This window comes from Gimesia panareensis (assembly GCF_007748155.1).
Taxonomy (GTDB): domain Bacteria; phylum Planctomycetota; class Planctomycetia; order Planctomycetales; family Planctomycetaceae; genus Gimesia; species Gimesia panareensis.
The window spans coordinates 5501913-5526298 of sequence record NZ_CP037421.1 but is presented as its reverse complement, the minus strand read 5'-3'; the positions used below and the strand labels follow the sequence as shown (position 1 = coordinate 5526298).

At 53.9% G+C, this 24386-nt stretch carries 20 protein-coding genes and 1 tRNA gene; 7 read left to right on the top strand and 14 right to left on the bottom strand.

From position 1 onward, the window contains the following. The first annotated feature begins 51 nt into the window (after positions 1–51). The gene (locus Enr10x_RS20690; protein ID WP_232093078.1) at positions 52–1377 is read left to right on the top strand and encodes a DNA-directed RNA polymerase subunit alpha C-terminal domain-containing protein; all 1326 of its coding nucleotides are present in this window, start codon (positions 52–54) and stop codon (positions 1375–1377) included. A gap of 143 nt (positions 1378–1520) precedes the next feature. Next, positions 1521–1591, top strand: a tRNA-Gln gene (locus Enr10x_RS20685). 64 nt (positions 1592–1655) lie between these two features. Here the strand turns inward: Enr10x_RS20685 and argS are convergent. From argS to Enr10x_RS20640, 9 genes are all read right to left on the bottom strand, one after another. Continuing rightward, entirely contained in the window at positions 1656–3620 is a 1965-nt protein-coding gene (gene argS / locus Enr10x_RS20680) for an arginine--tRNA ligase (protein ID WP_145451230.1), read from the bottom strand. A gap of 124 nt (positions 3621–3744) precedes the next feature. After that, positions 3745–4104, bottom strand: a complete 360-nt coding sequence (gene rsfS / locus Enr10x_RS20675) for a ribosome silencing factor (protein WP_145112238.1) — start codon at positions 4102–4104, stop codon at positions 3745–3747. Between the two features lie 71 nt (positions 4105–4175). Continuing rightward, a complete protein-coding gene (locus tag Enr10x_RS20670) occupies positions 4176–6638 on the bottom strand; it encodes a sodium-translocating pyrophosphatase (RefSeq protein WP_145452744.1) in 2463 nt (820 codons plus the stop codon). A gap of 455 nt (positions 6639–7093) precedes the next feature. Next, the gene (locus tag Enr10x_RS20665) at positions 7094–7501 is read right to left on the bottom strand and encodes a Minf_1886 family protein (RefSeq protein WP_232093076.1); all 408 of its coding nucleotides are present in this window, start codon (positions 7499–7501) and stop codon (positions 7094–7096) included. 203 nt (positions 7502–7704) lie between these two features. Next, positions 7705–8556 (bottom strand): PSP1 domain-containing protein, encoded by an 852-nt coding sequence (locus Enr10x_RS20660; RefSeq protein WP_145112234.1) that lies wholly within the window; start codon positions 8554–8556, stop codon positions 7705–7707. Between the two features lie 214 nt (positions 8557–8770). Continuing rightward, a complete protein-coding gene (gene holB / locus Enr10x_RS20655; RefSeq protein WP_145451229.1) occupies positions 8771–9832 on the bottom strand; it encodes a DNA polymerase III subunit delta' in 1062 nt (353 codons plus the stop codon). An 18-nt stretch (positions 9833–9850) separates the two neighbouring features. After that, positions 9851–10132, bottom strand: a complete 282-nt coding sequence (locus tag Enr10x_RS20650; protein ID WP_145112230.1) for a biotin/lipoyl-containing protein — start codon at positions 10130–10132, stop codon at positions 9851–9853. Then, a complete protein-coding gene (lipA, locus tag Enr10x_RS20645; protein ID WP_145112228.1) occupies positions 10133–11032 on the bottom strand; it encodes a lipoyl synthase in 900 nt (299 codons plus the stop codon). Next, entirely contained in the window at positions 11019–11765 is a 747-nt protein-coding gene (locus Enr10x_RS20640) for a lipoyl(octanoyl) transferase LipB (protein ID WP_145451228.1), read from the bottom strand. Before Enr10x_RS20640 ends, lipA begins: the two co-directional genes overlap by 14 nt. A 499-nt stretch (positions 11766–12264) precedes the next feature. Here Enr10x_RS20640 and Enr10x_RS20635 point away from each other — a divergent pair, with 499 nt between their 5' ends. Next, positions 12265–14376 carry a DUF11 domain-containing protein gene (locus tag Enr10x_RS20635; RefSeq protein WP_197997310.1) on the top strand — a complete coding sequence of 704 codons (2112 nt, stop codon included), beginning with the start codon at positions 12265–12267 and terminating at the stop codon, positions 14374–14376. A gap of 190 nt (positions 14377–14566) precedes the next feature. On the opposite strand, the gene Enr10x_RS20630 is transcribed toward Enr10x_RS20635, so the two are convergent. After that, positions 14567–16081, bottom strand: a complete 1515-nt coding sequence (locus tag Enr10x_RS20630) for a trypsin-like peptidase domain-containing protein (protein ID WP_145112222.1) — start codon at positions 16079–16081, stop codon at positions 14567–14569. A 286-nt stretch (positions 16082–16367) separates the two neighbouring features. Next, positions 16368–16820: a TraR/DksA family transcriptional regulator gene (locus tag Enr10x_RS20625; RefSeq protein ID WP_145451226.1), complete on the bottom strand. Its 453-nt coding sequence runs from the start codon at positions 16818–16820 to the stop codon at positions 16368–16370. A 453-nt stretch (positions 16821–17273) separates the two neighbouring features. Between Enr10x_RS20625 and Enr10x_RS20620 the strand changes: the two genes are divergently transcribed. After that, positions 17274–18395 (top strand): LptF/LptG family permease, encoded by a 1122-nt coding sequence (locus tag Enr10x_RS20620; RefSeq protein WP_145451225.1) that lies wholly within the window; start codon positions 17274–17276, stop codon positions 18393–18395. Between the two features lie 9 nt (positions 18396–18404). Here the strand turns inward: Enr10x_RS20620 and recG are convergent, their stop codons facing one another. The 3 genes from recG to infA form a co-directional block, all read right to left on the bottom strand. After that, positions 18405–20480, bottom strand: coding sequence for an ATP-dependent DNA helicase RecG (gene recG, locus Enr10x_RS20615; protein WP_145451224.1), 2076 nt, complete (start codon positions 20478–20480; stop codon positions 18405–18407). 20 nt (positions 20481–20500) lie between these two features. Further along, positions 20501–20995, bottom strand: a complete 495-nt coding sequence (gene rnhA / locus Enr10x_RS20610; RefSeq protein WP_145451223.1) for a ribonuclease HI — start codon at positions 20993–20995, stop codon at positions 20501–20503. A 153-nt stretch (positions 20996–21148) separates the two neighbouring features. Continuing rightward, positions 21149–21367 (bottom strand): translation initiation factor IF-1, encoded by a 219-nt coding sequence (infA, locus tag Enr10x_RS20605; protein ID WP_002643979.1) that lies wholly within the window; start codon positions 21365–21367, stop codon positions 21149–21151. A 382-nt stretch (positions 21368–21749) separates the two neighbouring features. On the opposite strand from infA, the gene Enr10x_RS20600 reads away from it, so the two are divergent. The 3 genes from Enr10x_RS20600 to Enr10x_RS20590 all read left to right on the top strand — a co-directional run bounded on the left by Enr10x_RS20600 (position 21750) and on the right by Enr10x_RS20590 (position 24295). After that, entirely contained in the window at positions 21750–21923 is a 174-nt protein-coding gene (locus Enr10x_RS20600) for a Flp family type IVb pilin (RefSeq protein WP_145112212.1), read from the top strand. A gap of 161 nt (positions 21924–22084) precedes the next feature. Next, positions 22085–22816, top strand: a complete 732-nt coding sequence (folK, locus tag Enr10x_RS20595; RefSeq protein ID WP_145451222.1) for a 2-amino-4-hydroxy-6-hydroxymethyldihydropteridine diphosphokinase — start codon at positions 22085–22087, stop codon at positions 22814–22816. 135 nt (positions 22817–22951) lie between these two features. Then, complete coding sequence (locus tag Enr10x_RS20590) at positions 22952–24295, top strand: DUF1501 domain-containing protein (protein ID WP_145451221.1); 1344 nt, start codon at positions 22952–22954, stop codon at positions 24293–24295. Positions 24296–24386 lie beyond the last annotated feature (91 nt).

The following is a 24386-nucleotide window of genomic DNA, read 5'->3' as shown; positions in this document are numbered from 1 at the left end:
AGCCCGTTGTACGCTTCCATCTGCGCGCCAGCTGCAATAAAGGAAATTAGTGTGAGTGTCGACGAATTAATTGACGTAAAAGGTGTATTCAACAGCACTGAGAGTGTAGGCTACTCGGACGTAGAGCAATTGACACGCATTGTTTGCTCTGACCAGGTTTCAGAGCTCAACAGTGAAGTACAGGCGCTCGTCAAAAACATTGCAGAAGGGCAGGGAACTCCCGAGCTGTGTGCCCGGGTTGGCATTGCACTGCACCTGCTTGGAAAACACAAAGAAGCAGTCACCCAGCTGGAAAAAGTGCAGGACAACGCCACTGCTTCATTTTTCCATGCGGTTTCTCTGATCGCCCTCAAGCGATACTCAGAAGCCGATCAGCAACTTGAAGCTGCTGCCAAACTGGGTTACGACTCGATTGAATGCTCACTGCGACGTGCAGAAACTCTGCGTCTGGTTGGCAAACTGGATGACGCAGAATCGCTGCTGTCGTCCATCGCGAAAGATGCAGCCGGCCGTGCCGAGTATTCGTTCCAGATGGGTTGTATCCGCTCAGATCGCGGCGACCTCTACGGTGCGATTGAATACTTCGAGCGGGCCGTCGACATGGATCCCCGCCACTCACGAGCCATTTTCCGACTGGCAGGAGAGAACGCATCACGTGGTAACGACGAAGATGCCATTCGCCTGTATGAGCAGTCGCTGTCCAGCCCGCCCTTCTACCTGGGCGCGATCCTGAACCTGGGTCTGCTGTACGAAGATATGGAAAACTACCCGGCTGCCGCCTTCTGTTTCCGTCGGATTCTGGAAGCGGATCCAACCAACGAAATGGCAGCGATGTACCTGAAGGACATCGAAGCAGCCGACAACATGTACTACGACGAAGAAACCGCCCGCAACGAAGCCCGCATGAAGCAGCTGCTGGATCGTCCGGTCACCGACTTCGAACTGTCTGTCCGCAGCCGCAACTGTCTGCACGCGATGGACATTCACACGCTGGGCGACCTGACACGCGTCAGTGAAAACGACCTGCTGGCCGGTAAGAACTTCGGACAGACCTCACTGGACGAAATTCGCGAGATGCTGTCTTCCTTCGGTCTGCACATCGGTCAGAACCTGCACGAAGCTCTGGGACAGGATGGCGGCTACGCTGCTCTGCCTCCGGAACTGGCAGACAACCCGGTCACCGAAAAGCCGATCTCCGATCTGGGGCTTTCCGTGCGTTCGCGAAAATGTATGTCGCGTCTCGGTATTGGCACCATTGGTGAGCTGCTGCGTCGCAGCCCCGATGAGCTGCTGGCCAGCCGGAACTTCGGTGTGACCTCGCTGAACGAAATTCGCGAGAAGCTGACCGAGATGAACCTCAAGCTGCGTAACGACTAGGGAAATAAAAAGATCCCGTTTTTCTGAAAGAGAACTCTTGTCAGATTTACGGAGATCCAATAAACTCCGTTCGCCAGGTTCATCACTGGTTTTCAGCGGTGAACCTGAGTTGGGCTACAGTGTCTGATAGGACAGAAACTCATTACCCGGTAGTGTAATGGTAGCACAACAGATTTTGATTCTGTTAGTCAAGGTTCGAGCCCTTGCCGGGTAATATCTATAAAAAAACGCATTCCGATCTGGAATGCGTTTTTTTGTTTCTGGTTGGTAAACTGGGATTACATCCGTTCGCAGGTTCGGATCCCCAGTAGTGACAGGCCCTGCTGGACCACCCGGGCAGTCAGGTCACAGAGCATCAGTCGGCTGGTCTTGACCATTTCCTCGTCGGCTTTCAGAACAGGACAGGCGTTGTAGAACGTGCTGAAGAGGTTTGACAGTTCGAACAGATAATTGGTCAGGTAATTCGGTCTGGCTTCGGTGGATACACTTTCCAGAATTTCTGAGAACCGGTTGATCTGCAGTGCCAGGGCAATTTCACTTTCTTCCTGAAGTTGCAGTGACTGCTGATTTGTTCTCAGTTCTTTCCGGTCGATCTCTCCTTTCCGGAAGATACCATTGACCCGGGCATAGGCGTACTGCATGTAGGTGGCGGTATCTCCCTGCTTGGCCAGCATCTTGTCCAGATCGAAGATGTAATCACTGTCCCGGTTGTGCTTGAGGTCAGCGTATTTGATGCCTCCCAGGCCGACGACCTCGGCAACTTCCCGTCGTTCGGCTTCATCGAGCTCCGGACCGTTCTGTTTCTCGTCGTCATTCTGGGAGACGATCTGGTAAGCGCTTTCAATCGCTTCATCCAGCAGGCTTTCCAGTCCCACGGTATCACCGGATCGGGTCTTGTAAGGCCGCTTGTTCTTTCCCAGGACCGTTCCAAAGCTGACGTGTTGCAGTTTCAGGTCGGAGTAGCCCCATTCCTTAACGGTGGCGAACAGTAGCTGGAAGTGTTCGCTCTGTCGGGAGTCAACCACATACAACACCCGGTCTGCTTTCAGCTCTTCCACCCGGTACTTGATCGTCGCCAGGTCGGTGGTGGCATAGGTGAAGGCACCATCTTGTTTCTGAACGATGAACGGGGCCTCTTTCCCTTTCATGAAGACGCAGATTGCTCCCTGGCTCTCAGTGGCCAGACCTTTCGCTTTCAGGTCCGCGACGACATCAGCCAGCATCGGCTGGTAATAGCTTTCGCCCAGTGCCATGTCGAAGTGAATGTCGAGCCGGTCGTAGACGCCCTGGATCGCATCCAGGCACTGCGGGAGGAACTGTTTCCAGAGATCGTTGTTATCTACATCGCCTGCGTGCAGTTTGGCGGTCTCTTCCCGGGCCAGTCGGGCGATATCCGGGAAGGCGATCGCTTTGCTGTGCAGGTCTTCGTCAGCTTCCAGCTTAGACAGGCTTTCCTGCAGCGAAGTCAGAGCCGACTGCTTTTCTCCGAGTTCGGCTTTGAGTTTCTTCAGTTGTTTCTGGACTTTCTTATCGGTCTGGTCAGCGGTGTTCTCAAGTGTCTGCAGTTTTTCTGTCAGCTGCTCAAGTTCCTGTTCCTTCTGAGAGAGCGAGTTTTTGGAGGCATGGTAATCTGACAACTGGTTCACAAGCCGATAGAGCCGCGCCAGCTCGGTGACGGGGGCTTCCTGGAAAGCAGCTTCGTTAAGAAAATGCTTGTACCCGAAGATGATCATCCCGAACTGAGTACCCCAGTCGCCAATATGGTTGTCTCCCACGACATCGTGTCCCAGGAACTTCAACACCCGGTAGTTGGCATCGCCGATCACGGTGCTTCTCAGATGGCCGACGTGCATCGGCTTGGCGACATTCGGTGCAGAGAAGTCAACGACGACCTTCTGGGGGGCTTCTGCAGCCGCGACGCCCAGTCGTTCGTCCTGGACCAGATCTCTGGTCTGTTCCTCAAGCCAGTCCTGCTTGAGTTTGATATTGATGAAACCCGGCCCGGCGACTTCCAGCGGTTCGCAGAAGTCGGACAGATCGACCTTCTCTACAATCTGCGCTGCCAGGTCCCGTGGCTTGAGGTCCGGGATCTTCGCTGCCAGCGGCATGGCGAAGTTGGCCTGGTAGTCCCCGAATTTGGAGTCCTGGGAGGGCTTCAGCATGTCGATGACCGATGAGGGATCGTCAGTCCATTCTGTTAAAACGGGTTCAAACCGGCTTCTGATTTCTGCGAGGATATTCATGTTTTACATTCCGCTCAGAGCGGGAGTGCTCTGATTAATAGACTCCAATACATAGGGAGGGCACTGTTCTGGAGACCAGAATACACGCTGCCGCGTCAGAATGGTAGAAACCGCGAGGGTCTGATTACGATTCGGCAGGTTTGTGCGACTGCCAGTCTACCTGTTTGGCATCAGCCCAGAGACGCTCAAGGTCGTACAGCTCACGGGCTTCATCAGTGAAGATGTGCAGCACGACGTCGCCATAGTCACCCAGGATCCATGAGCTGTCTTTGCCTTCGATATTACGGCGGTGCGCATGGTCCTGCTTCATCAGCACACGAATTTCCTCGGCAATGGCATGGGCCTGCCGCTGGTTGCTCGCAGTGGTGATGATGAAATAGTCGAACAGCGGAGTGATTTTCGTGACATCAAGGACAACGATGTCCTGGCCTTTAAACTGCTCACAGATTCGAGCGCACAGGCAGGCACGCTCCAGGCTCGACATGCTTTCGATGGAATCAGATTGTGGAGAAGATTCGGTATTGATTTTGGTGACCTTTAGCCTGTTTCAAATACTTAAAATAGCTCTAATGCGTATTGAATAATAAAACCGGCTATGACAACAGAAACCATACTCATCAATTTGATCAGAATATTCAGGCTGGGACCGCTGGTGTCCTTGAATGGGTCACCCACGGTATCGCCTACTACTGTGGCTTTGTGCGCATCAGTTCCCTTGCCGCCATGTGCGCCTGCTTCGATGTACTTCTTTGCATTATCCCAGGCACCACCGGCATTAGCCATCATAATGGCAACTGCGAACCCACTCGTCAAGGCACCCACCAGGAGGCCTACCACGCCGGGAACTCCCAGCAGGACCCCCACTACAACAGGGGTAAACAGGCCGAGCATGGCAGGGAGAATCATCTCACGCTGGGCAGCAGCTGTACTGATTTCGACACAGGCGGCGTAATCTGGTTCGGCCTCGTTCTCCATAATACCCGCAATTTCCCGGAACTGTCTGCGGACCTCGTCCACCATGGCCCCGGCGGCGCGGCCGACCGCTTTCATGGTCATGGCGCAGAAGACGAAGGCGATCATCACGCCAAAGAAGATCCCGACGAGTACCTTGGGGTTCAGTAGTGAGAAATTATAGAAGCGGGAAAAGTCTGGCACGGTCGCCTTTTTGACTTCCACGCAATCGCTGCGCAACAGCAGCTCATTGATGTTCAGACCGGTGATGATCGAGCCGACCTCGGCTTCTTCAATTTTGGTTCGACCGGGGGTAATCTGTGTCTGATGCAGAGCGGGGAACAGCAGGTAGCCCTGATTGTTATGTTTTGAGGGGTTGCCATCCTTGTCGAGGGTACGGATGGCGATACAGTTCTTGCTCAGCTTGAGCGCCGTGGCATCTGTCGGGTCATCGGTGATCGTTTGAACGATGGCAGAGTTTTCTACCCAGCGTTCAAAGCCGATGCGGACTTCTTCTACGTAAGCTGCCAGCAAAGCCAGGGCTGTCAGTGCAGCCGAGCCAATCGCAAATCCTTTCCCGGTGGCAGCAGTGGTATTCCCGAGACTGTCCAGGGCGTCGGTTCTCTGCCGAACGAATGGTTCCTGGCCACTCATTTCTGCATTACCACCCGCGTTATCAGCAATCGGTCCGTAGGCATCTGTTGCCAGGGTGACCCCCAGCGTGCTCAACATCCCGACGGCGGCAATCGCGACACCGTACAGCCCCATGGCGAAGACCTGGGAATTCTGGAAGTCAAAACCGGTACACATACCAAAGGCCAGGAGAATGGCGATGCCAATCACCAGAATCGGTACCCAGACGCTATACAGGCCCTCGGCAATTCCGGCGATGATGACAGTCGCCGGTCCGGTGGAAGACTGATCGGCGATGAAGCGGGTCGGTTTGAATTCGTCGCTGGTGGAGTACTCGGTCCATTTTCCGATCAGCCAGCCCGAGACCAGCCCGGCGACGATGGCGCCGAAGACCCCAAACAGTTTGTTACCCGTCAGCAGGGGAGAATCCTCAGGGATCCCCGCTGATTGGGAAGGAATCACCAGCATGATCCAGACTAGAGCGAAGGAGGCGACGATTACACAGAAGGCGGCGGTGTCGATTCCTTTGGCGAGTGCTTTGAGCAGATTCTTCTGGGAGGCACCTTCTTCCGTTTTCACCATGAAAATTCCGGTGACTGACAGGAAGATTCCGATCGCTGCCAGGCACATCGGCAGCAACAGGCACATCATCTGCATTTTGGGATAGCCATGATAGGCGGCCACACCGAGGGCACCACTGGCCAGGATCGAACCACAGTACGATTCATAGAGGTCCGCTCCCATGCCGGCAACGTCGCCGACATTGTCGCCCACGTTGTCAGCAATCGTGGCCGGGTTACGGGGATCGTCTTCGGGGATGCCCGCTTCAACTTTACCGACCAGGTCGGCACCTACGTCAGCTGCCTTGGTGAAGATACCACCACCCACTCGGGCAAACAGAGCCTGGCTGCTGGCACCCATACCGAAACAGAGCATGGTGACGGTGATTTCCGCCAGAGGCATTTTGACGATCCAGTGCAGGACGCCAAACCAGAGGCTGATATCGAGCAGTCCCAGTCCGACGACCACCAGTCCCATGACGGCACCACTGCGGAAGGCAACCTGCAGTCCGCTGTTGAGCGATTCCTTGGCGGCATGAGTTGTACGGGCACTGGCCAGGGTCGCAGTCCGCATGCCGAACCAGCCCGCCAGTCCGGAGAAGAAGCCCCCTGTCAGAAAGGCAAAAGGAACCCAGTGTGATTGTGTATTCAAGCCAAACGCCATGAAGGCCAGCAGGGCGCAGACCACGGCGAAGAACAGAGTCACGACTTTAAACTGCTGGTCCAGATAGGCACGGGCACCTTCACGAACGTGCTCGGCAATGGCCTTCATGCGGTCGTCGCCTTCCGACTCGGCAACCATCCAGCAGAAGAAGCGATACGCGGTAAATAATGCGAAGATTGCACCAGCGATCGCGAGCAGCCAGCTGATCATGACCGATTCAGAAGCCGCAACTGGTGGCGAGGCCTCGGACGTTTCTGCTGCCAGTAAAGGGGCTGAGCAGAACAGCGTGGTAAGTGTGAGAGTGATGAGTGTTGGAACGGGACGAACGGGCGAGTAGCGAGCGACGGTAGAAAACCTCATCCTTAGAGTTAACCCCATTAAATAAGCCGTTGTAAATCTTGTTGTAAAACCTCAAAACCTCATTTGATTCCGGGCAACAGTCAGCACAGTTTTTTTGATGACTCAAAAAAAACTACAAGTAAAACTCCAGCAAATACTCTATCGGGGGAGTGTATCACGTGAGGTTTTTTTTGCAATAACAGTAACTTAACAAAGTTGGTTAAACGCAAAAACTTACGCAGCGCCGCAACAGCGCAGGATGCAGTTGGGAAGACCTGTTTGCAGATTAATCGTGAATGCAGGTTGCGCAAAGCGAGGAAGGGACCTCAGGCAGGGCTGCGAGTGAAGACTTCGCTGGTATCGATGATATAGCTGGTGTCGAATTCCTGCTGAAAATCGAAGATGTCGACAAAATCTTCCAGACGGTCATTTTCCGTCTTCCGCATTCTGCCATGCTCGATCATTTCAAAGACCATCTTGCCGAAGTCTTTGGTGGAATGTACGCCCCACTGTTTGAAAACGGTCAGCGTCATCAGCCCAAACTGCTTGAGGGCCAGTATGCGTACACCTTCCAGCAGTTCCTGACCGGAAACATGGGCCTCTTCCTGCTCGGGGAGGTCTGAGACAGGGCGTGAGTAGATCTCTTGAGCCTGCTGCAGAGCTTCAAAGATGAAATCATAAGCGTTCGGGTGATATTGCAGTTTGGGGCGGGATAGATTGGTTGCAAATGTCATGTTTTCACCCATACCTTTTTAACTCGTGCAGTTTCTGTCTCTGAGTTTCTTACAATCCAGTGTTTCGATCCCAGAGACTGTCGTCAATACTATCTTATGAGATTGCGCTTCAGATAGCGAGAAATTATCATTGGGAATTTCAGGAAAATCAATCCCGATTCGGGCAATTTTAAGCAGGCCGATTTTGAATGGGGGATATCCTGTTATTTTTTGGTCGGGGTTTCTCCTTTTTTCTTTTTTATGACTTCCAGGATGTCCTTTCTATGGACAATTGTTTTTCGGGAGTCCGGGTAAATCACCTGAACGCATTCCGACAGAATCTCCTGGCCGGTTACCTTGCCTTCTCCCTGGCTTGTCACGACGAAAGAACCCACCGGAGGCAGTTCTTTTTTGTAACTGCGGTAAGTGTCATACTCGTAGCGCAGACAGCATTTCAGTCTGCCACAACGGCCGGAGAGTTTGTTCGGGTCCAGCGATGTCTTCTGCAGCTTGGCCATCTTCATGGACACCGGTGGCATTTCGGTCAGATGTGTTCCGCAACACACTGTTTTCCCGCAGTCACCATAATCAGCCATCAGCTTGGCTTCGTCCCGGACGCCGATCTGACGCATTTCAATCCGCGATCGATATTTGCGGGCCAGGGCTTTGACCAGTTCGCGGAAGTCGACTCGCTTCTCGGCGAGGTAGTAAAAAATGATCCGTTCCCCGCCGAAGATGTGCTCGACATCCACCAGCTGCATCTGCAGTTTGTGTTCTTTGACCAGGTCCTGGCAGCCCAAAAATTCAGTCCGTTCCTCATGCCGGTTTTTATCCCGCTGGCGATAGTCATCATCTGTAACCGGACGGATAACGCGGCCCACGCTTTTGGCATCCTTCATAAAAGAACGCATCCGTTCGGTAGCGGGAGAGAGTACTTCGCCCCATTCATGACCGCGATCACTTTTGATGATCACGTCAGCATTCCGCTGCAGCTCATCCGGGCCTTTTGCAGAAAACTCCCCGATCATGCGGGTGGCACCGTAGCGGACTATGTAACCTGTTACTTCATTATTCATCTATGATAATTTCATCGAATGGAGATCAGAAACGGCAGCAGACATGCCCGGAGAAGTACCCCGGAGAAATACCAGAGAGAAGCATCAGCGCGGGTAGTATGATTTCTGCTGGATTGATTCTATTATAGCCGAGCCGCTGGTATCAATCTCTATTGTTTCCGCTGAAATCATTTTTTTTCAAAAGCCGATTTCCCGGAAATCCTGGTGCTTGCATTCAGGAAGCACTTTTCTGTAGTGCCCTGAGGTCCTCGCTCAGGCATTCGATACAGAGGCTGATTGTGGCATTGCGGTCGATCTGCTCCTCAGTTTCCAGCAGGCGATCCAGCAAAGATCCCAGTTTCTCAATCCGGTCTTCGGTTGAGCCGGGAAAGCCGGTGACGAACTTTTCGATCTGGCCGTTGTTCAGCTCCGACTGATAGCCGGCGGCAGACTGGAGTGCCTGGTGATAAAAGTCAGCGCAAAAACGGAGGATCCAGTGGGTCGTCTTCCGCTGGGCGGCGGTATTGCCGCCAATATCATCCACCGCTTTGATCACCGCCTGGGAAAAGGCCTGGGGGCGGAATGGGTGCTGGCCTAACAGACGTGTGATGTTATGTCTGAGCTCCTGCAGATTCTCGTCCAGCAGTTGAGTCGCGACCGCCAGGGAGCCCCCCGAAAGTCGGGCGACCTGCTGCGCCTGGTCCGGAGATTGAGCCAGTTGATGTTCCAGCAGGAGATCAGATACATCAGCGGCAGAGAGTTCAGCAAACCGGATTAACTGGCAGCGGGAACGAATGGTCGGCAGGATCGCATCCAGTTCACTGGCGATCAGAATCATCAGGTAATTGGCCGAGGGTTCTTCCAGGGTTTTCAGCAGCGCGTTGGCGCTCTCGGCGTTCATTTTATCAGCGTCGTCAATGATCGCGATCCGGCGATTTCCCGTCATGGGGCGGAGTGACATTTCGTAGCAGAGCCCTTCGCGTCCGCGTTTGTCTTCACTGCCGATGATCAGGCTTAAGGGAAGGATTGCCTTATCAGGAGGACACTCCACACTGAGCAGGTCAGGATGAGTCCCTGCTGCCATCTGTTTGCAGGAACTGCATTCGTGACAGCAGCTGAGCTGGTCCGCAGGCGTCTGTTCGCAAAACAGACACTGGGCCAGATAACGGGCCACCCGGTTTTTTCCCACACCGATCGGTCCGGCAAAGAGCAGTGCATGGGGCAGGCGTCCCCGGGACAGGGCCCGGTCGAGCATCTCCAGAATTGATTGATGACCTCGGATTTGAGCGGTTGTCATGCGTTATCCTGTTTCTGATCAATCAAGCCTGGAATCATCTACATCAGCAGTCTGATCCGACTCGGGAGAGTCGATCCAGCCTAAAACACTTCCCTCGTGGACCTCATCTCCGGGACGACAGTCACAACTGGTAAGAGTGCCGGAGCAGGGGGCGGCCACATCGAACGTCACTCCGGGAACCAGGAGTTCGACGATCCGGTCTCCCCGGGTCACCTCTTCACCGACCCGCATCAGCCAGAGACTGACGGACAGCCTCTGGTCATCGCTTTCCAGCTGCGGAACCAGGATCGGAGTCGACATTCAGGCGTCTTTCCCCAGGACGGATGCCATTTCGCCCGCGTGGTAGCTGGAGCGGACAAAGGGGCCGCTGGCGACCAGTTTGAAGCCCATGGCCCGGACCTGGTCACCCACTTCATCGAACTCTTCCGGTGTCAGGAAGCGTTCGACGGGCAGATTCTGAGGTGTGGGCTGCAGGTATTGTCCAATCGTGATGATATCACAGCCGACTGCCTTCAGGTCTGCACAGACTTCGAGAATTTCTTCCCTGGTTTCGCCGAGCCCCAGCATCAGGCCACTTTTGGTCACGATGCTCGGATCGGTTTCTTTGACCTGCAGCAGCAGATCGAGAGTCCTCTGGTAGACAGCGTTGCGGCGTACGCGGTGGTACAGCCGAGGTACGGTTTCCGTGTTGTGATTGAAGACATCCGGGTGTGCTTCGATCACACGGTGGATGGCGTTGCGATCGCCGCGGAAGTCAGGCGTCAGTACTTCAATATCAGCTCCGGTCCGTTCCCGCACGGCCAGGATGCAATTGTAAAAGTGTTCGGCACCACCATCGGGCAGGTCGTCCCGGGTGACGGATGTGATGACGACATGTTCGAGTCCCAGGCGTTCGGCTGCTTCGGCCACGCGTTCGGGTTCATCCAACTGGACGGTTTCCGTCTTGCCCTTGGCAATCGAGCAGAAGCCGCAGGGACGCGTGCAGACATTTCCCAGGATCATCAGGGTGGCGGTTTTGTGCGACCAGCATTCGGTGCGGTTCGGACATTTGGCGCTTTCGCAGACGGTGACCAGATTGAGGTCTTCAATCACATTGCTGGTGAATGCCATACCGGGTTTCGGAAGGGGACGCTTGAGCCACTTCGGAAGACGCTGCCGTGGTGCGGGGGAGGGATCTGTCAGAATATTAAGTGTCGACATAAACTTTCTTCTTTACTCGATTCAGTAGAGGGTGTCGTGTAAAAATGTGGGGATCCTGATAACCGAACTGCCGGGCCAGGTGGCGAATAATACTTTCGCGAACCGAACCCATGCTGGCTTCCCGCGTGAGCGTCGCCGACAGGGAAGTCACACGATGGTCATATCGATTGGCATCGATCAGACGCTGCAGTTTCATATCGGGAGACACATTAATATACAGACCATAGTAAGAAATCCAGGATTTGATCGCAGCCCCCAGAAAGGCAAACTGTCCACAACGGCTCAAAATTCCTGAATCGTCCGGACAGGTCTCACTTTCCACGCCCAGTTCCGTCGCCGTGCTGAGTGTGGCCTGCTGGAGGCGTTTCCGGAACTCTGAAATCCCGATTCCCAGTTGTTTCAGGGGGAGCAGAGGGTAGACAGCCAGTTGCCCCGGTGCGTGCAGCAGGGCACCGCCTCCCCGATTGGTCCAGCGCACTTCGATCTGGCCCGCTTTCAGATCATGATAGGAGCCGGACAACTGATAGTGACTGCCTTCCCGCCCCACCGTGACGATGGGCGGGTGTTCACAGACAAACAGCACAGCCTGATCATCCTGCTGACAGTCAATCTCCCGGAGCGCGCGTTCCTGCAGGACCAGCAGGGAGTCAAAGTCGACGCAACCCAGCAGATAGACTTTCAGCGTCCTGTTCTGACGTTCGGGGAAGCCTGTTGCTGGTGGGGGAAAATTCATGCGTGCCTGAAAAGAATGGGTAATCGGTGATCCGGTGTCTCATGACGCTCTTAACAGTCATTGTGGGACTGAGAAGGTGTGAGTCAATCGTCGGAAAATGAAATTCCCGTTGAGAGATCGGGGCGATCCCTGATCGAAGCGAAAAAAATCGTTTGTGAGGCTGGGTAGTATGAGTTGCAGTTCAGGGGGCCAGACAGACGGGGTGACAGGCGGCTGGCTTGCAAGTTTATTGAAATAAGGGGGTTATGTCTTTTGGATGTCCGCAGGAGTGAGAATCGTCATAACCGGAACAGCTTCTAATTTCCGTTTATTTTGAAAAATCCTTACAACTCGTTCAATTTTGGGAATCCTCACATCCGATAGAGAGAGATGGATAAAAATAGAAAACCTTCCTGTACATGATTCAGATAAAGCAGCTCTCACAATTCACATCATGTCAAATCCAGTAACCAAACCATCCCTATCCAGAAGCAAGTTCCTATCGGTAAGGAGAAACACAATGCGACGCGGAAAAAAGATGCTCGCGATATTTTCAACCATGGTAATGAGTGCGAGTATCGCAACCGCCGATGATCGCATGATGGAATCAAAGTCTCCCTTTGATGCCGCTCCCCCATCGAAGTCCAGTATTCAGTACTTCTCCGGGCAGAAGTCAGCGGGACAGGCAACGGCCGGTAATACGGGAAGTATTACCATTTCTCAGCCGAAGCAGGGGACAACCCAGGCTGCAGAATATCAGCCCTCTGGTAAAGCCCGTATGTCACAGGTACCCAATTACTACAAAGAGCTGTTCGGTCAGGAACGCCCTTATCGTCGCCTGGAGCAGAACAAACAGCAGGCTGAAGTCAAGCAGACGGCTTTCCAGCAGGTTGAACATGCAGAACCTGCCGATCAGCAGAAACGCTACCGTTTTGAAGAATTCAATACGGATCAGTCTAAAAAGAAGATCGTGCACGCTGAGTTTCAGCATCAGAAAGGGACTCAGGGAAAAATTCAACAGGTCAGTGCCGGCAGTGGTCAGCCTGAGTTCCGTCTGCCGACTGAATTCAAACAGCCTGCTCCCCAGACATCCGGTTTGACCATTCCCCGGATTCCTGATCAGAAAAGTGCGGAAAACAAACATCATCTGACCTTCAGTAACGCCGGTCAGCAGGAACAGGCCACTCAGCCTTCCGGGATTACGATTACCTCGACTCCTCAGAAACGCCGTGTGGCAACCGTACCGGTCAAACCCGTCGGAACCACCTCGGAAGTTGCTAAGGCGAAAGTATCACACAAGTGGATCAAGAAAAGTGAAATCAACGTTGGTCAGGAGTGCGAGTTCGCACTGGAAGTCACCAACGAAGGTAAGGCAACTGCCAAAGACGTACTGGTGGAAGCATTCTTCCCCATCTCTGTCCGTCTGACCAACGCCGAACCTCGTCCCAGTGCCAGCCGTGATCATCTCGAATGGAAATTTGAGTCGCTCAAAGCCGGCGAAACCAAAACCATCGATATTTCCATGATTCCCAGTCAGCGTGGAGCCATCACCGCTTCGGCGAATGTCCGGTTCACCAACTCACTGACTGAATCCTTCATGGTTGCAGAGCCTCTGCTGCAGGTCGCTGTGAAAGGTCCTACCAACGTCATGATTGGTGAGCCTGCTTCACAGTCTGTCACGATTTCCAACCCGGGAACGGGAACGCTGCATAACGTGGTCCTCGAGGCTGAAATTCCTAAAGGACTGGAACATGTGACTGCCGAATATCTGCAGATGCAGGTCGGTTCGCTGAATCCGGGAGAAACCCGCACCATTCGTCTGGCCCTGGCAGCTGTCATGGGGGGCGAGCAGGTCGTTAAGGTTCTGGCGAAAGCCGAAGGTGGCCTGGTACAGGCAACTCAGGCACGCGTCAACGTGATCGCTCCTAAGGTTCAGGTTGCCATCGATGGTCCTGGTCTGCGGTACAAAGGTCGTTCCGCACAGTACACGATTACAACTCTGAACGACGGGGCTGCTGCCACGAACAACGTTCGCGTGCTGCATAAAGTTCCCGAAGGATTCGAATTCGTCAAAGCCGATCACGGCGGACAGTTCAATCCGGAAGATGGGACCATCAGCTGGTTCCTGGGACGTATGGAACCCGGTCAGTCTGCTAATGTGAACGTGGAACTGAAAACCAAAACCATCGGCAACTACGTGCACCATGTGCGTGCTCTCTCTGAGCACAACGTGAAATCGGACGCTCAGATTCAGACACGCATCGAAGGAACCGCTCAGCTGGTTCTGGAAATTGCTGACCTGGACGATCCGGTCGAAATCGGAACCGAAACCGGCTACAAAGTGGTCGTGCAGAACGATGGTAGCAAAGCAGCTCAGAACGTCTCTGTTTCCTGCGAACTGCCTCCTGGTGTTGAGTTGATCTCAGCAACCGGACCGACTCAGCACATCGCTGAAAACGGTGTCGTGGTCTTCAAATCTCTGTCAGATCTGGCACCCGGCGACTCGGTTGAGTTCCAGGTGATCGTCCGCGGAACTGTGGAAGGTAATCAGCGGTTCCGTGCTCGTCTCGCCAGCGATTCGATCCGCGATCCTCTGCTGTTCGAAGAACTGACCCGCTTCTACCGCGACTAAGTATCCTTCGAAAACCAGATTCAAACCGAAACCAGGTCAGTAAGTTACTGACCTGGTTTTTTTCGTTGAAGCAGAACCCATAAGGAACAACGAAAAGAGGCTGGTTTGAATACACTGATCGGGTATCCCGGCAGACGGGAAGCATTGCAATCTAAGAGTCGGGCGGTGAGGCTTAAGCGACGGGGCGAAATTACCTCTGCCAGATGACGAGCTGTTTCTGTGGAGCTCCCGGTTTGCCCCGGGAGATTTTCAGGACCAGAGTCTGCAGATCCTGGTGCTGTGCGATCGCCTGGCGGAAATCCTGAAGGCTGTGGACCGGAGTGCCGGCGACTTCTTCAATCACGTCGTAAAGGTCCACCACGCCCTGAAACGAACTCTGCTGATCAACGCTCAGAACCAGCAGACCGGCCTGCTGCTGCGGGAATCCCAGCTGAGATGCCAGGTCGGCATTCATGGCCTGAACCCGCAGCCCCTGCAGGGCATCTGTCTTTGATTCGTGTTTGATCCGCTGGAAGCTCATCGGATCAGCAGAAGGCCCGATGCGTCGGGAAGACTGCTGTGTTTCTTTCTGCTTGCGTTCCAGTTCGTCCAGAATCCGTCGATTCGCCAGTTCCACCATGACATTAACTCGGCGGCCATTTCTCAACAGGACGACGCTCACGCGCTGGTCAATCGGTGTCAGGCTGACCAGGTTGATCAGATGATTCTGATCCATGACATCGATGCCGCCAAAGCTGAGAATGATATCGTCATATTTGAGATTAGCGCGGGAAGCCGGCGTGTTGGAGATCACTTTCACGACGCGGGCACCACGTACCCGGTCCATTTTCAGGCGGGTGGCTGTGCCGATGCTGAATTCCGGATCGAGCTGCACACCCAGGTAAGCCCGATAGACCTGACCGTATTTCACCAGCTGATTAAAGACATGTCGTACCAGCTTACTGGGAATACTGAAGCCGATGCCGTCATTACCGCCGCTGTTGGAAGCGATGGCGGTATTGATGCCGATGATTTTACCCTCCAGGTCAATCAGCGGTCCGCCGCTGTTTCCCGGGTTGATAGCAGCATCGGTCTGCAGGAAGTTCTGGTTGAGGACTTCTGATCCGCTGCCCAGTTGCAGCGAGCGACGTCCCTTGGCGCTGATAATACCCAGCGTGACCGATTCGCTCAGTCCAAAGGGGCTGCCCATCGCCAGCACCATGTGACCGATGTCGAGTTTGTCGCTGTCTCCCCATTCTGCCGGTGTCACATCCGTGACACCAATTTTCAGAATCGCCAGGTCGGTATCTTTATCTTCCCATTTGTGGGTCGGGTTGATGACGCGTCCGTCGTGCAGCTGAATCGAAATGGCACGACCATTGGAATCCCGGACCACGTGGCGATTGGTCACAATATACAGTCCGGGTTTTCCTTCACCGCGTACGATCACACCCGAACCAGTTTCTTCGACGGCACCGCGGGGGGTCTGCCGTTCGCATTGGATATGGACAACGCTGGGGGTGGCGAGTTTAGCGATCTTGGCGAGATGTTTGCTGCCTTCGTGTAAAGACGAAGTGGCCGACAGCATGGCAGCGCTATGATTTCCCTGTGAAGGAATCTTGGCTTCCACCTGCCGGGAGCTGAGTGGTGATTCGAAGCAGGTATTCCAGAGCGAAATAGAAACAATGATGGCAATGACTGCCAGCAGAGGGTATCGATTCTTCATAGTGGAAATCTCTCAGCGTGACCCAGGATCGTTTTTTTTGCATTACAGCTATTGCTAGCCACGGCAAAATGAGGCAATCCTTCGCCAACTGCCGAACGATTTAATTACAGGAAACCGGCTCAACTCAGGAGGCTTTCCAGTAATACTCAGGGTCACGTGATTGATTGCAATCACACTCTCCGGGAACCGAAACAGGAATGAGGGAATTATCTTGTTATGGAGAGATCAGATAATAAATGCAATCAGGACGGCGGGACCCTGTGCCATTTATTATCGGAGGGTGCGTTTATTTTTCGAGATCCAAATCGTGAATTCTGACTTCCTGATCGTTAAGACGTCCTTCGAACTCGTAGGCATTTTCCCAATCGCCATGAACATCACTGGTGGATAAACCCATCGATTCGCGCTGTTGTGCACAACTGACACAAAACATCGTGTAGGGAACCGCTTTAAGCCGTGCAATCGGTATATTCTTATTGCAGCTCTCGCAATGCCCGTAACGGCCTTCCTGGATTAGAGAGATCGCACGCCGAATCTGCATGAGCTCTTTGTATTCGATCTCAGCCAGGTGTGATTCCAGGTCCTGTCGAGTTTCACGGATCGCAGCGTCACCGCTGTCCTCCACAGATGACTGACTGCCTGAGGAACCTTCTGAGCTTTCGTTCACGAGCTTTTTCAACTCGTCTCGCCGGTTCAACAGTTGCTTGTGCAACCGGATAATTGCATCTTTTCGTACCACTCGATCTTCCCCTCATAAAAATCAGATTCAGGCTGCTCAATTCGAAAATGAATTCTCCCAAAAGATAGCTTTTAAATTAGCTCAAGTAATCAGAAACCTTTTATGTTTCTGTCAGTTTTTCGATCAATCACTTTCGTGAGTATTATTCACTACGCAAATTAAATGTCGAGAGTTGGAAAGTTCCCAAAAGCACGAATAGTCCATAAGCTGCAAAAAACAAATGACTTATGCAAGTTCGATTTCTCTTTGTTTTGGGAAATTCATAATAAACGTCACTCGGACAGATTTTGATGTCTCAAAAAAAACGGGGGATCAAGGGTCTGTTCTAGTGTATATTGTCGAGCGAAGTTCCTGATATTGACCCATTTGGGTGATTTCGATGTAATACGCGCCCCACATTTTCAGATTTGAGAGATCCCCTCTCGACTCAGTCCCTGACAGTGACCGGAAGCCGTGCTGACTACTTTCGACCGTTATCTCCTGAAACGATATTTCCATGTATTCTTCATCGGATTCATAGCCACCTATGGTCTGTACGTCGTATTCGACGGGTTTACGAATATTGATGAATTTCAGGCCGGTCTGAAGGAGGGAGATTCTTCCGGCAGTCTGCTCTGGCTGATGTCCAGATTTTATCTGTATCAGTCCAGCATCTTTTTTGACATGGTCAGCCCTATTTTGACCGTGCTGGCTGCCGTGGTCGTGTTCTCGCTGCTGGTCCGCCATGGAGAGCTCAATCCTGTCCTCTCAGCCGGGATTCCGACCTATCGCCTGGCCATTCCGCTGACGGTCGCGACTTTGATCGTCAACTGTGTCATCGTGGCCAATCAGGAACTGATCATCCCCCGCATTGCCGACAAGGTCCAGGCCGAGCGGGGGAACATGGATACCAGCTCCCAGTTTGTTGAACCGGTTTATGATTTCAGTACCCGGATCATGATCAACGGACAGGAACTGTATCTGACAGAAAAGCGGATGCTGAATGCGGAGTTTGTTCTCTCCAAGCCGACCGTTCATGATTTTGTGACTGTCAAAGCCGAGAATGCTTTCTACCTTACGGAAACAGAAACACGACCGGGGGGCTGGATCCTCAAAAATGCGACTCCCCACTACGATGATCTGGAAATTGCCGAATTTGCCCGCAAGATGATTTTACCGGGCAAGGAGCCCAATGATATTTTTATTGTGACCGATGTGGGCTGCGATCAGCTCTGCAATCGTAATTTCAGCTCACTGGTTTCCACTCCGGAATTGATTGCCCGTATTAACAATCCCTCATTTAGTGATCTCTCGATTCGCAAGCAGACGCTGGATCTGCATTCCCGATTGACCAGGCCGTTCATGAACCTGATTGCCGTGCTGATGGCGATCCCCTTCGTGTTGCGCAAAGAGAGCCGCAGCCAGATTCTGAATATCGCTATCTGTTCCTGTGTGATGGGAGTGATTTTCGCCATCTCACAATTCTTTATGTACCTGGGAAGTGCCAGTCTGCTCAAACCCGATCAGGCTGCCTGGTTCCCCGTGATTACGAATGGTACGCTGGCTGCCTGGTTTTCCAATCGCGTTCAGACTTGAGCCTGCCGCTTAGCCACTCTGACCCAGATCGAACAACTGCCCGAACCGATCCAGGACCCGGTTCTTCAGCGGGGCGAATCGCGGCTGGTCAAACTCTCCTTTTTCGACGAGTCGCAGCGCAATGGCCCGCGTTTCCTGCAGCAGCTCTTCATCGCGTCTCAGGTCAGCGACCCGCAGGGGCAACTCACCATGCTGGCGGGTGCCGAAGATATCCCCCGGACCGCGTGCCTGGAAATCGGCCTCGGCGATTTCAAAGCCGTTCGTGGTCTGTTCCATCACAGCCAGCCGCTTCAAGGCGTCTTCGCTTTCCGTATAAGAAAACAGGAAGCAGTAACCCGGATGCACTCCCCGGCCGACGCGTCCCCTGAGCTGGTGCAGCTGGGAGAGGCCAAACCGGTCTGCCTGCAGAATCACCATCAGGGTCGCATTGGGAACGTCTACGCCGACTTCGACTACAGTCGTGGAAACCAGTACCTGGATGCGGCCCTGGTGAAACTGCTCCATGATCTGGGCCCGTTCATCGCGATCCATCTGACCGTGAACCAATCCAATCGAGGCGGATGCCAGTTCGCTCTGCTGTAGTTTGCGATACACTTCTTCCGCGCTGGCGCGGCTGTTCTCTTCCTTTTCTGATTCGATGCGGGGACAGACGATATAAGCCTGCCTGCCGGCGGCAATCTGGGCCCGCAGAAAGTCCCAGGCTTTCTTCCGCTGGGGAGTCGTCGAGATTCGACTGGTCGTCACCGGCTGTCTGCCGGGGGGGAGTTCGGAATTGACCGAGATATCGAGTTCCCCGAACTGCGTCAGACAGAGACTGCGGGGAATGGGGGTCGCCGTCATCACCAGCATGTGGGGCGTGTTCTCCTCGCTGGTGAAATGCGCCCGCTGCATCACGCCGAACTTATGCTGTTCATCAATGATCACCAGACCCAGATCGTGGTATGCAACGTCCTTCTGCACGACCGCCTGGGTGCCGACTATCAACTGCTGTTCCCCGGAAGCGATCTGTTCCAGCGTCTCTTTCCGCTGCGCAGGCGAAAGACTGCCGCTGAGCAGACAACGCTGCACGCGGCTGTTTTTCAGAATCTGGTTGATCGTTTCAAAGTGCTGGACTGCCAGCAGTTCCGTCGGAGCCATCAGCACTGCCTGTTTTCCGGTAGCGATCGTCGCCAGCATCGCATAGATTGCGATGGCTGTTTTTCCCGCCCCCACGTCAGCCTGCAGCATACGGTGCATCGCGCGACCTGAAGCCAGGTCCGCTTTGATCTCCTCAATTGACTGATCCTGTCCCGCGGTGAACTCATACGGAAACAGGCGCCGGATGCGGGCATCCACCTTGGCAGAGACTTTAATCAGAGGTGCGTTATCCACACAGGTCCAGAGCCGGCGACGCATGGCCAGCCCCAGCTGAAATTCGAGCAGGTCATCGAAAATCACACGACGGATACCGGCCTCATATTCTTCCATCGTCTGTGGCTTGTGCATTTGAATCACTGCCTGTGAGAGCGGAAGCAGAGCGTGTTCTTCGCGGAAGACTTCCGGCAGATAGTCGGGGATCAGGTGCGCGTATTCATCGACGGCAGCCCGCACAATCCGCCGCATGTGATACATTTTGATCCCCTCGGTGAGGCTGTATCGGGGCAGTACCAGTCCCTGGGGATCGTCGAGGTCTTCTTCCAGTACCTGGTACTGGGGATGCGAGATTTCCCATTTACCCGAGCGACGCCTGGGCTTGCCGGAGAACATCAGCAACTGCCCCTGGAAGAAGCGTTTAATCACCCAGGGTTGGTTGAACCAGGTTCCCCGCAGAAAGCCCGTACCGCAGTCGAGCAGAATCGCGGTGATGGTGCGTCCGCGGGAAATTGTACGGGCATCGAGATCGACGACTTTGCCGCAGACCGAAGCCGGCTGATCCTCTTCGAGTTCATTGACAGGGCGGACGTCGGTCAGGTCCAGGACGCTGCGGGGCAGATGCCAGAGCAGATCTTCGACCGTTTCGATTCCGAGCTTCCCCAGCAGTTCGGCGCGTTCCGCTCCAACTCCGTGAAGAAATTGAACAGGCGTGTCCAGGGAGGATTCGGTCATCGCATTTCGGAACCATATAATTAGAGATCAGTCTGATTCTGCAGCTTCAAAGCATAGTCAACCGCCAGTTCGTCGCAGCGTTCGTTTTCCGGGTGCCCGCTGTGGCCTTTAATCTGGGTGAAGTGAACTTCATGCTGTTCCAGCAGTTCGTCCAGGCGGCGCCAGAGTTCTTCGTTTTTGACGGGCTTCCAGCTTTTTCCTTCGCGGCGGCGCCAGTTGTTCTTTTTCCAGTTGGGCATCCACTCTTTCGATCCCTTGGCAACGTAGACGCTGTCGGTGATGATCTCGACCCGCGAGCGCTTCTTGAGCAGTTCCAGACCGGAGATGACTGCCTGCAGTTCCATCTGGTTATTCGTGGTCTCTGCCTCCCCGCCCGCGAATTCTTTTTCGGTACCAGTGGAGGGATGACGCAGAATGACCCCCCAGCCACCCGGACCCGGGTTGCCGCGGCAGGCGCCGTCAGTAAACAGTTGCACGAACGGGAGAGAGTCCTGCTTGGCTGAGTCCTGGGGCATATGTCTTCCGGGAACACAAGTCTGTGTGGGGAATGAGAACGTATCGAGTGTCAGCTCGGCAGGCAAAACAACAACAGGAGGTCACACGGAATCAGTGAAAACTCCTGTGGCTGTGAGCTTCGCATGCGGGGCAGGCAGGCAGGCGCAGTGACCTTACCTTTCCCGATACACAATGCGTCCACGATTCAGATCGTAAGGTGAGACTTCGACTACGACCTTATCGCCGGGCACAATACGGATAAAGTGCTTGCGCATCTTGCCGGCAACGTGAGCCAGAACCTGGTGTCCGTTTTCCAGTTCGACTCGAAACTGTGTGTTTGCCAGCGCCTCGGTTACAGTACCTTCGACTTCGATGGCCTCTTCTTTGGCCATAACAATTGTATCCTGTCCAATAAAGTTAACAAAATGGGAAGCTGCGATCTGAGTCGCACAATCCTCACTACCGGCACAGCCTGAAAAAAAGATAACTCAGGTCCGGGAGCGGTGTTCTGTCACTTATTGTGACAGGGATGCCCGGATTATGCCAGTCTGAACAGACTCGCAAGTCGGTTTCCCTGTAATTCCCGCCGAAAAATCCGACCTGTTGACGAGAATTGCATGATTTTCAGGGGATCTGGTAAGTTTTTCCGGATAAGCATGCATTTCGTGAGTTAAGTTTGAACATGTGTCACAGTTTTTCTTGTGGAGATCGAGATCCGCACAATTCCATTTCACTGGTGTCAAAATCCCGCCAATTGTATTACGGAATGTACTCATGCAATTTCTGAAAAACTTTCTGATCGAAGAAGATGGTCCTACCGCTGTTGAATACGCAGTGATGCTGGCTGCGATTATCATCGTCTGTCTGGCAGCAATTGGGGCTGTGGGAACCAATACCAACGCGCTTTTCGAAAATGCAACGACCGAAATGCATAACCACGGAATGTAACCCCTTCGTGCTGATCTACCATTCTCGAACTGCGATATTATCTCCGATTTGATCAACCACTCCCCGGTTGAAACCCGCGGAATTGCACTTCTGATTCAATTCACTAAACTGCAGGCAGTCAACCTCTTTTAATCTCGCTCCTTCTGACTGCCGAAAGTCCCATGCCTGACTGCTATATTGCCCTGGGAGGAAATCAGGGAAATGTCCGGGAGACCTTTGACCTCGCTCTACAGAGGCTCGACGCGCATCCCCGGATCTCTGTCGTAAAGACCAGTCACTGGATCGAAACCACCCCCGTCGGCAGCCAGACGGATGATGTTTTTCTCAACGGGGCAGCCCAATTGTTGGTCGAACTGTCTCCGGAAGAACTGTTAAGAGAACTCCAGTCCGTGGAAGCAGAACTGGGACGCGTACGGCATGTCCGCTGGGGCGCCCGGACCCTCGATCTGGACCTGCTGTTATACGATCAGCTGGTGCTGGAAGCAGACGAACTGGTCATTCCCCATCCAGCCTGCTGGTATCGCCGGTTTGTGCTCGATCCCCTCGTCGAGATTGCCCCGGATGTCATTCACCCGGTGAAACAGATCTCAATCAGTGCTTTGCAACAGCGCTTGTTAAAGCGTCCGTTTAACTTCTCCATCGCAGGCCTGCCACGGGACGAATCGACCGCGCTGATTGAACAACTGCAGTCCCGATTCCCCGAGGTTGAGTTTTCCTGCTGGGAAAGCTCTGAGGGTCATGCGGATCCCACTTTAATCGCCTGGCTGGGGGCAGATGATGCCGAAACCAGATTCGAAGATCTGCCATTACTCCCCCGAATCGACGCTTCTGCCTCGCGTCATGATACTGAACAAAATATCTGGCTCCTGCAATCTGCACTGGATTTCCGCTGAAAAACGACTATACTGGTAGATAAGGGCTCGCCGATATTTTTAATATGGCTGACCGGAATAGCTGTTGATAAACTGGTTCGGTGAAGCTCACCTTCCTCATTTTTCCCACCTGAAACGATTTGGAGACCTGATACGATGCTCAAGATTCTGGGTTCTCAAAAGAGTCAATTCTGTGATCGGATTTCGCGCAGAAACTTTCTTCAAATCGGTGGGCTCGGATTAGGCGGACTCTCGCTGCCCCAATTGCTCCAGGCCGAATCAACGTCTGCGCAGCGTAAGCAGCACAAAGGCATCATCATGATCTTCCTGCCGGGAGGTCCTCCGCATCAGGATATGTGGGATATTAAAGTCGATGCCCCCAGTGAAATTCGCGGTGAATTCAACGCAATCCAGACCAATGTCTCCGGCATCGAAATCGGGGATCAGTTCCCCCGCATGGCCAAGATGGCAGACAAGTTTGCCTTTATCCGTTCGATGGTTGGCTCCGATGGGCGTCACGACGCCTTCCAGTGTCTGACGGGACGTCGCTTCAATAATCAGCCTCTGGGCGGCTGGCCCAGCATTGGATCGGTGCTTTCGAAAACATACGGAGTCGTCGATCCCTCCATCCCGCCGTTCCTCGGTCTCTCTCCCAAGATGGGGCACATGGAATGGGCCCGGGCCGGAGATCCCGGCTTCCTGGGACTGGCACACGCCCCCTTCCGACCCAACGGCGAAGGCATGGCGGATATGACCCTCAACGGAATCACACTCGATCGCCTCAACAATCGTAAAAAAGTACTCAGCTCGCTCGACCGGTTCCGCAGTCAGGTCGACGCCTCTGGCATGATGGACGGGCTTGACTCGTTCACCCAGCAGGCGTTCGGCATTCTGACTTCCAGTAAACTGGCAGATGCCCTGGATCTCTCCAAAGAAGATCAGGCACTCCGCGACCGCTATGGTCGGGGAACCCCGAAGCTCAGAGCGGACGGCGGCCCCAAACTGCTGGACGACTTCCTCACCGCACGGCGTCTGATTGAAGCCGGTGCCCGTTGTGTTACCCTCGCCTTCAGTCGCTGGGACTGGCACGGCGGTAACTTCAACCGCGGACGCGAAGACATGCCGATGCTTGATCAGGGGGTGACCGCTCTGGTTGAAGACCTCGAGAATCGTGGCATGCTCGATGATGTAACCGTTGTCGTCTGGGGCGAATTCGGACGCACACCCAAGATCAACGCCAATGCCGGCCGCGATCACTGGCCTCGTGTCTCTACTGCACTCCTGGCAGGGGGCGGCATGAAAACCGGCCAGGTCATCGGTTCCACCAACCGACTCGGCGAATATGCGGAAGACCGCCCGGTTCATTTCCAGGAAGTCTTTGCTTCCCTCTATCGCAACCTGGGCATCGACGTTGAGTCAGCCACCGTCACCGATCTGCAGGGACGTCCCCGCTATCTGGTCGACCGTGACAAATACAAAGCGATGCCCGAGCTCGCCTGATCTGTTTGCCACCTTGAAAGTAAGGGCGGGGCGATGTTCCCGACCTTCAAAAGTAGGGGCGGCACCTGCGTGTCCGCCCGCCTGGCGAGTT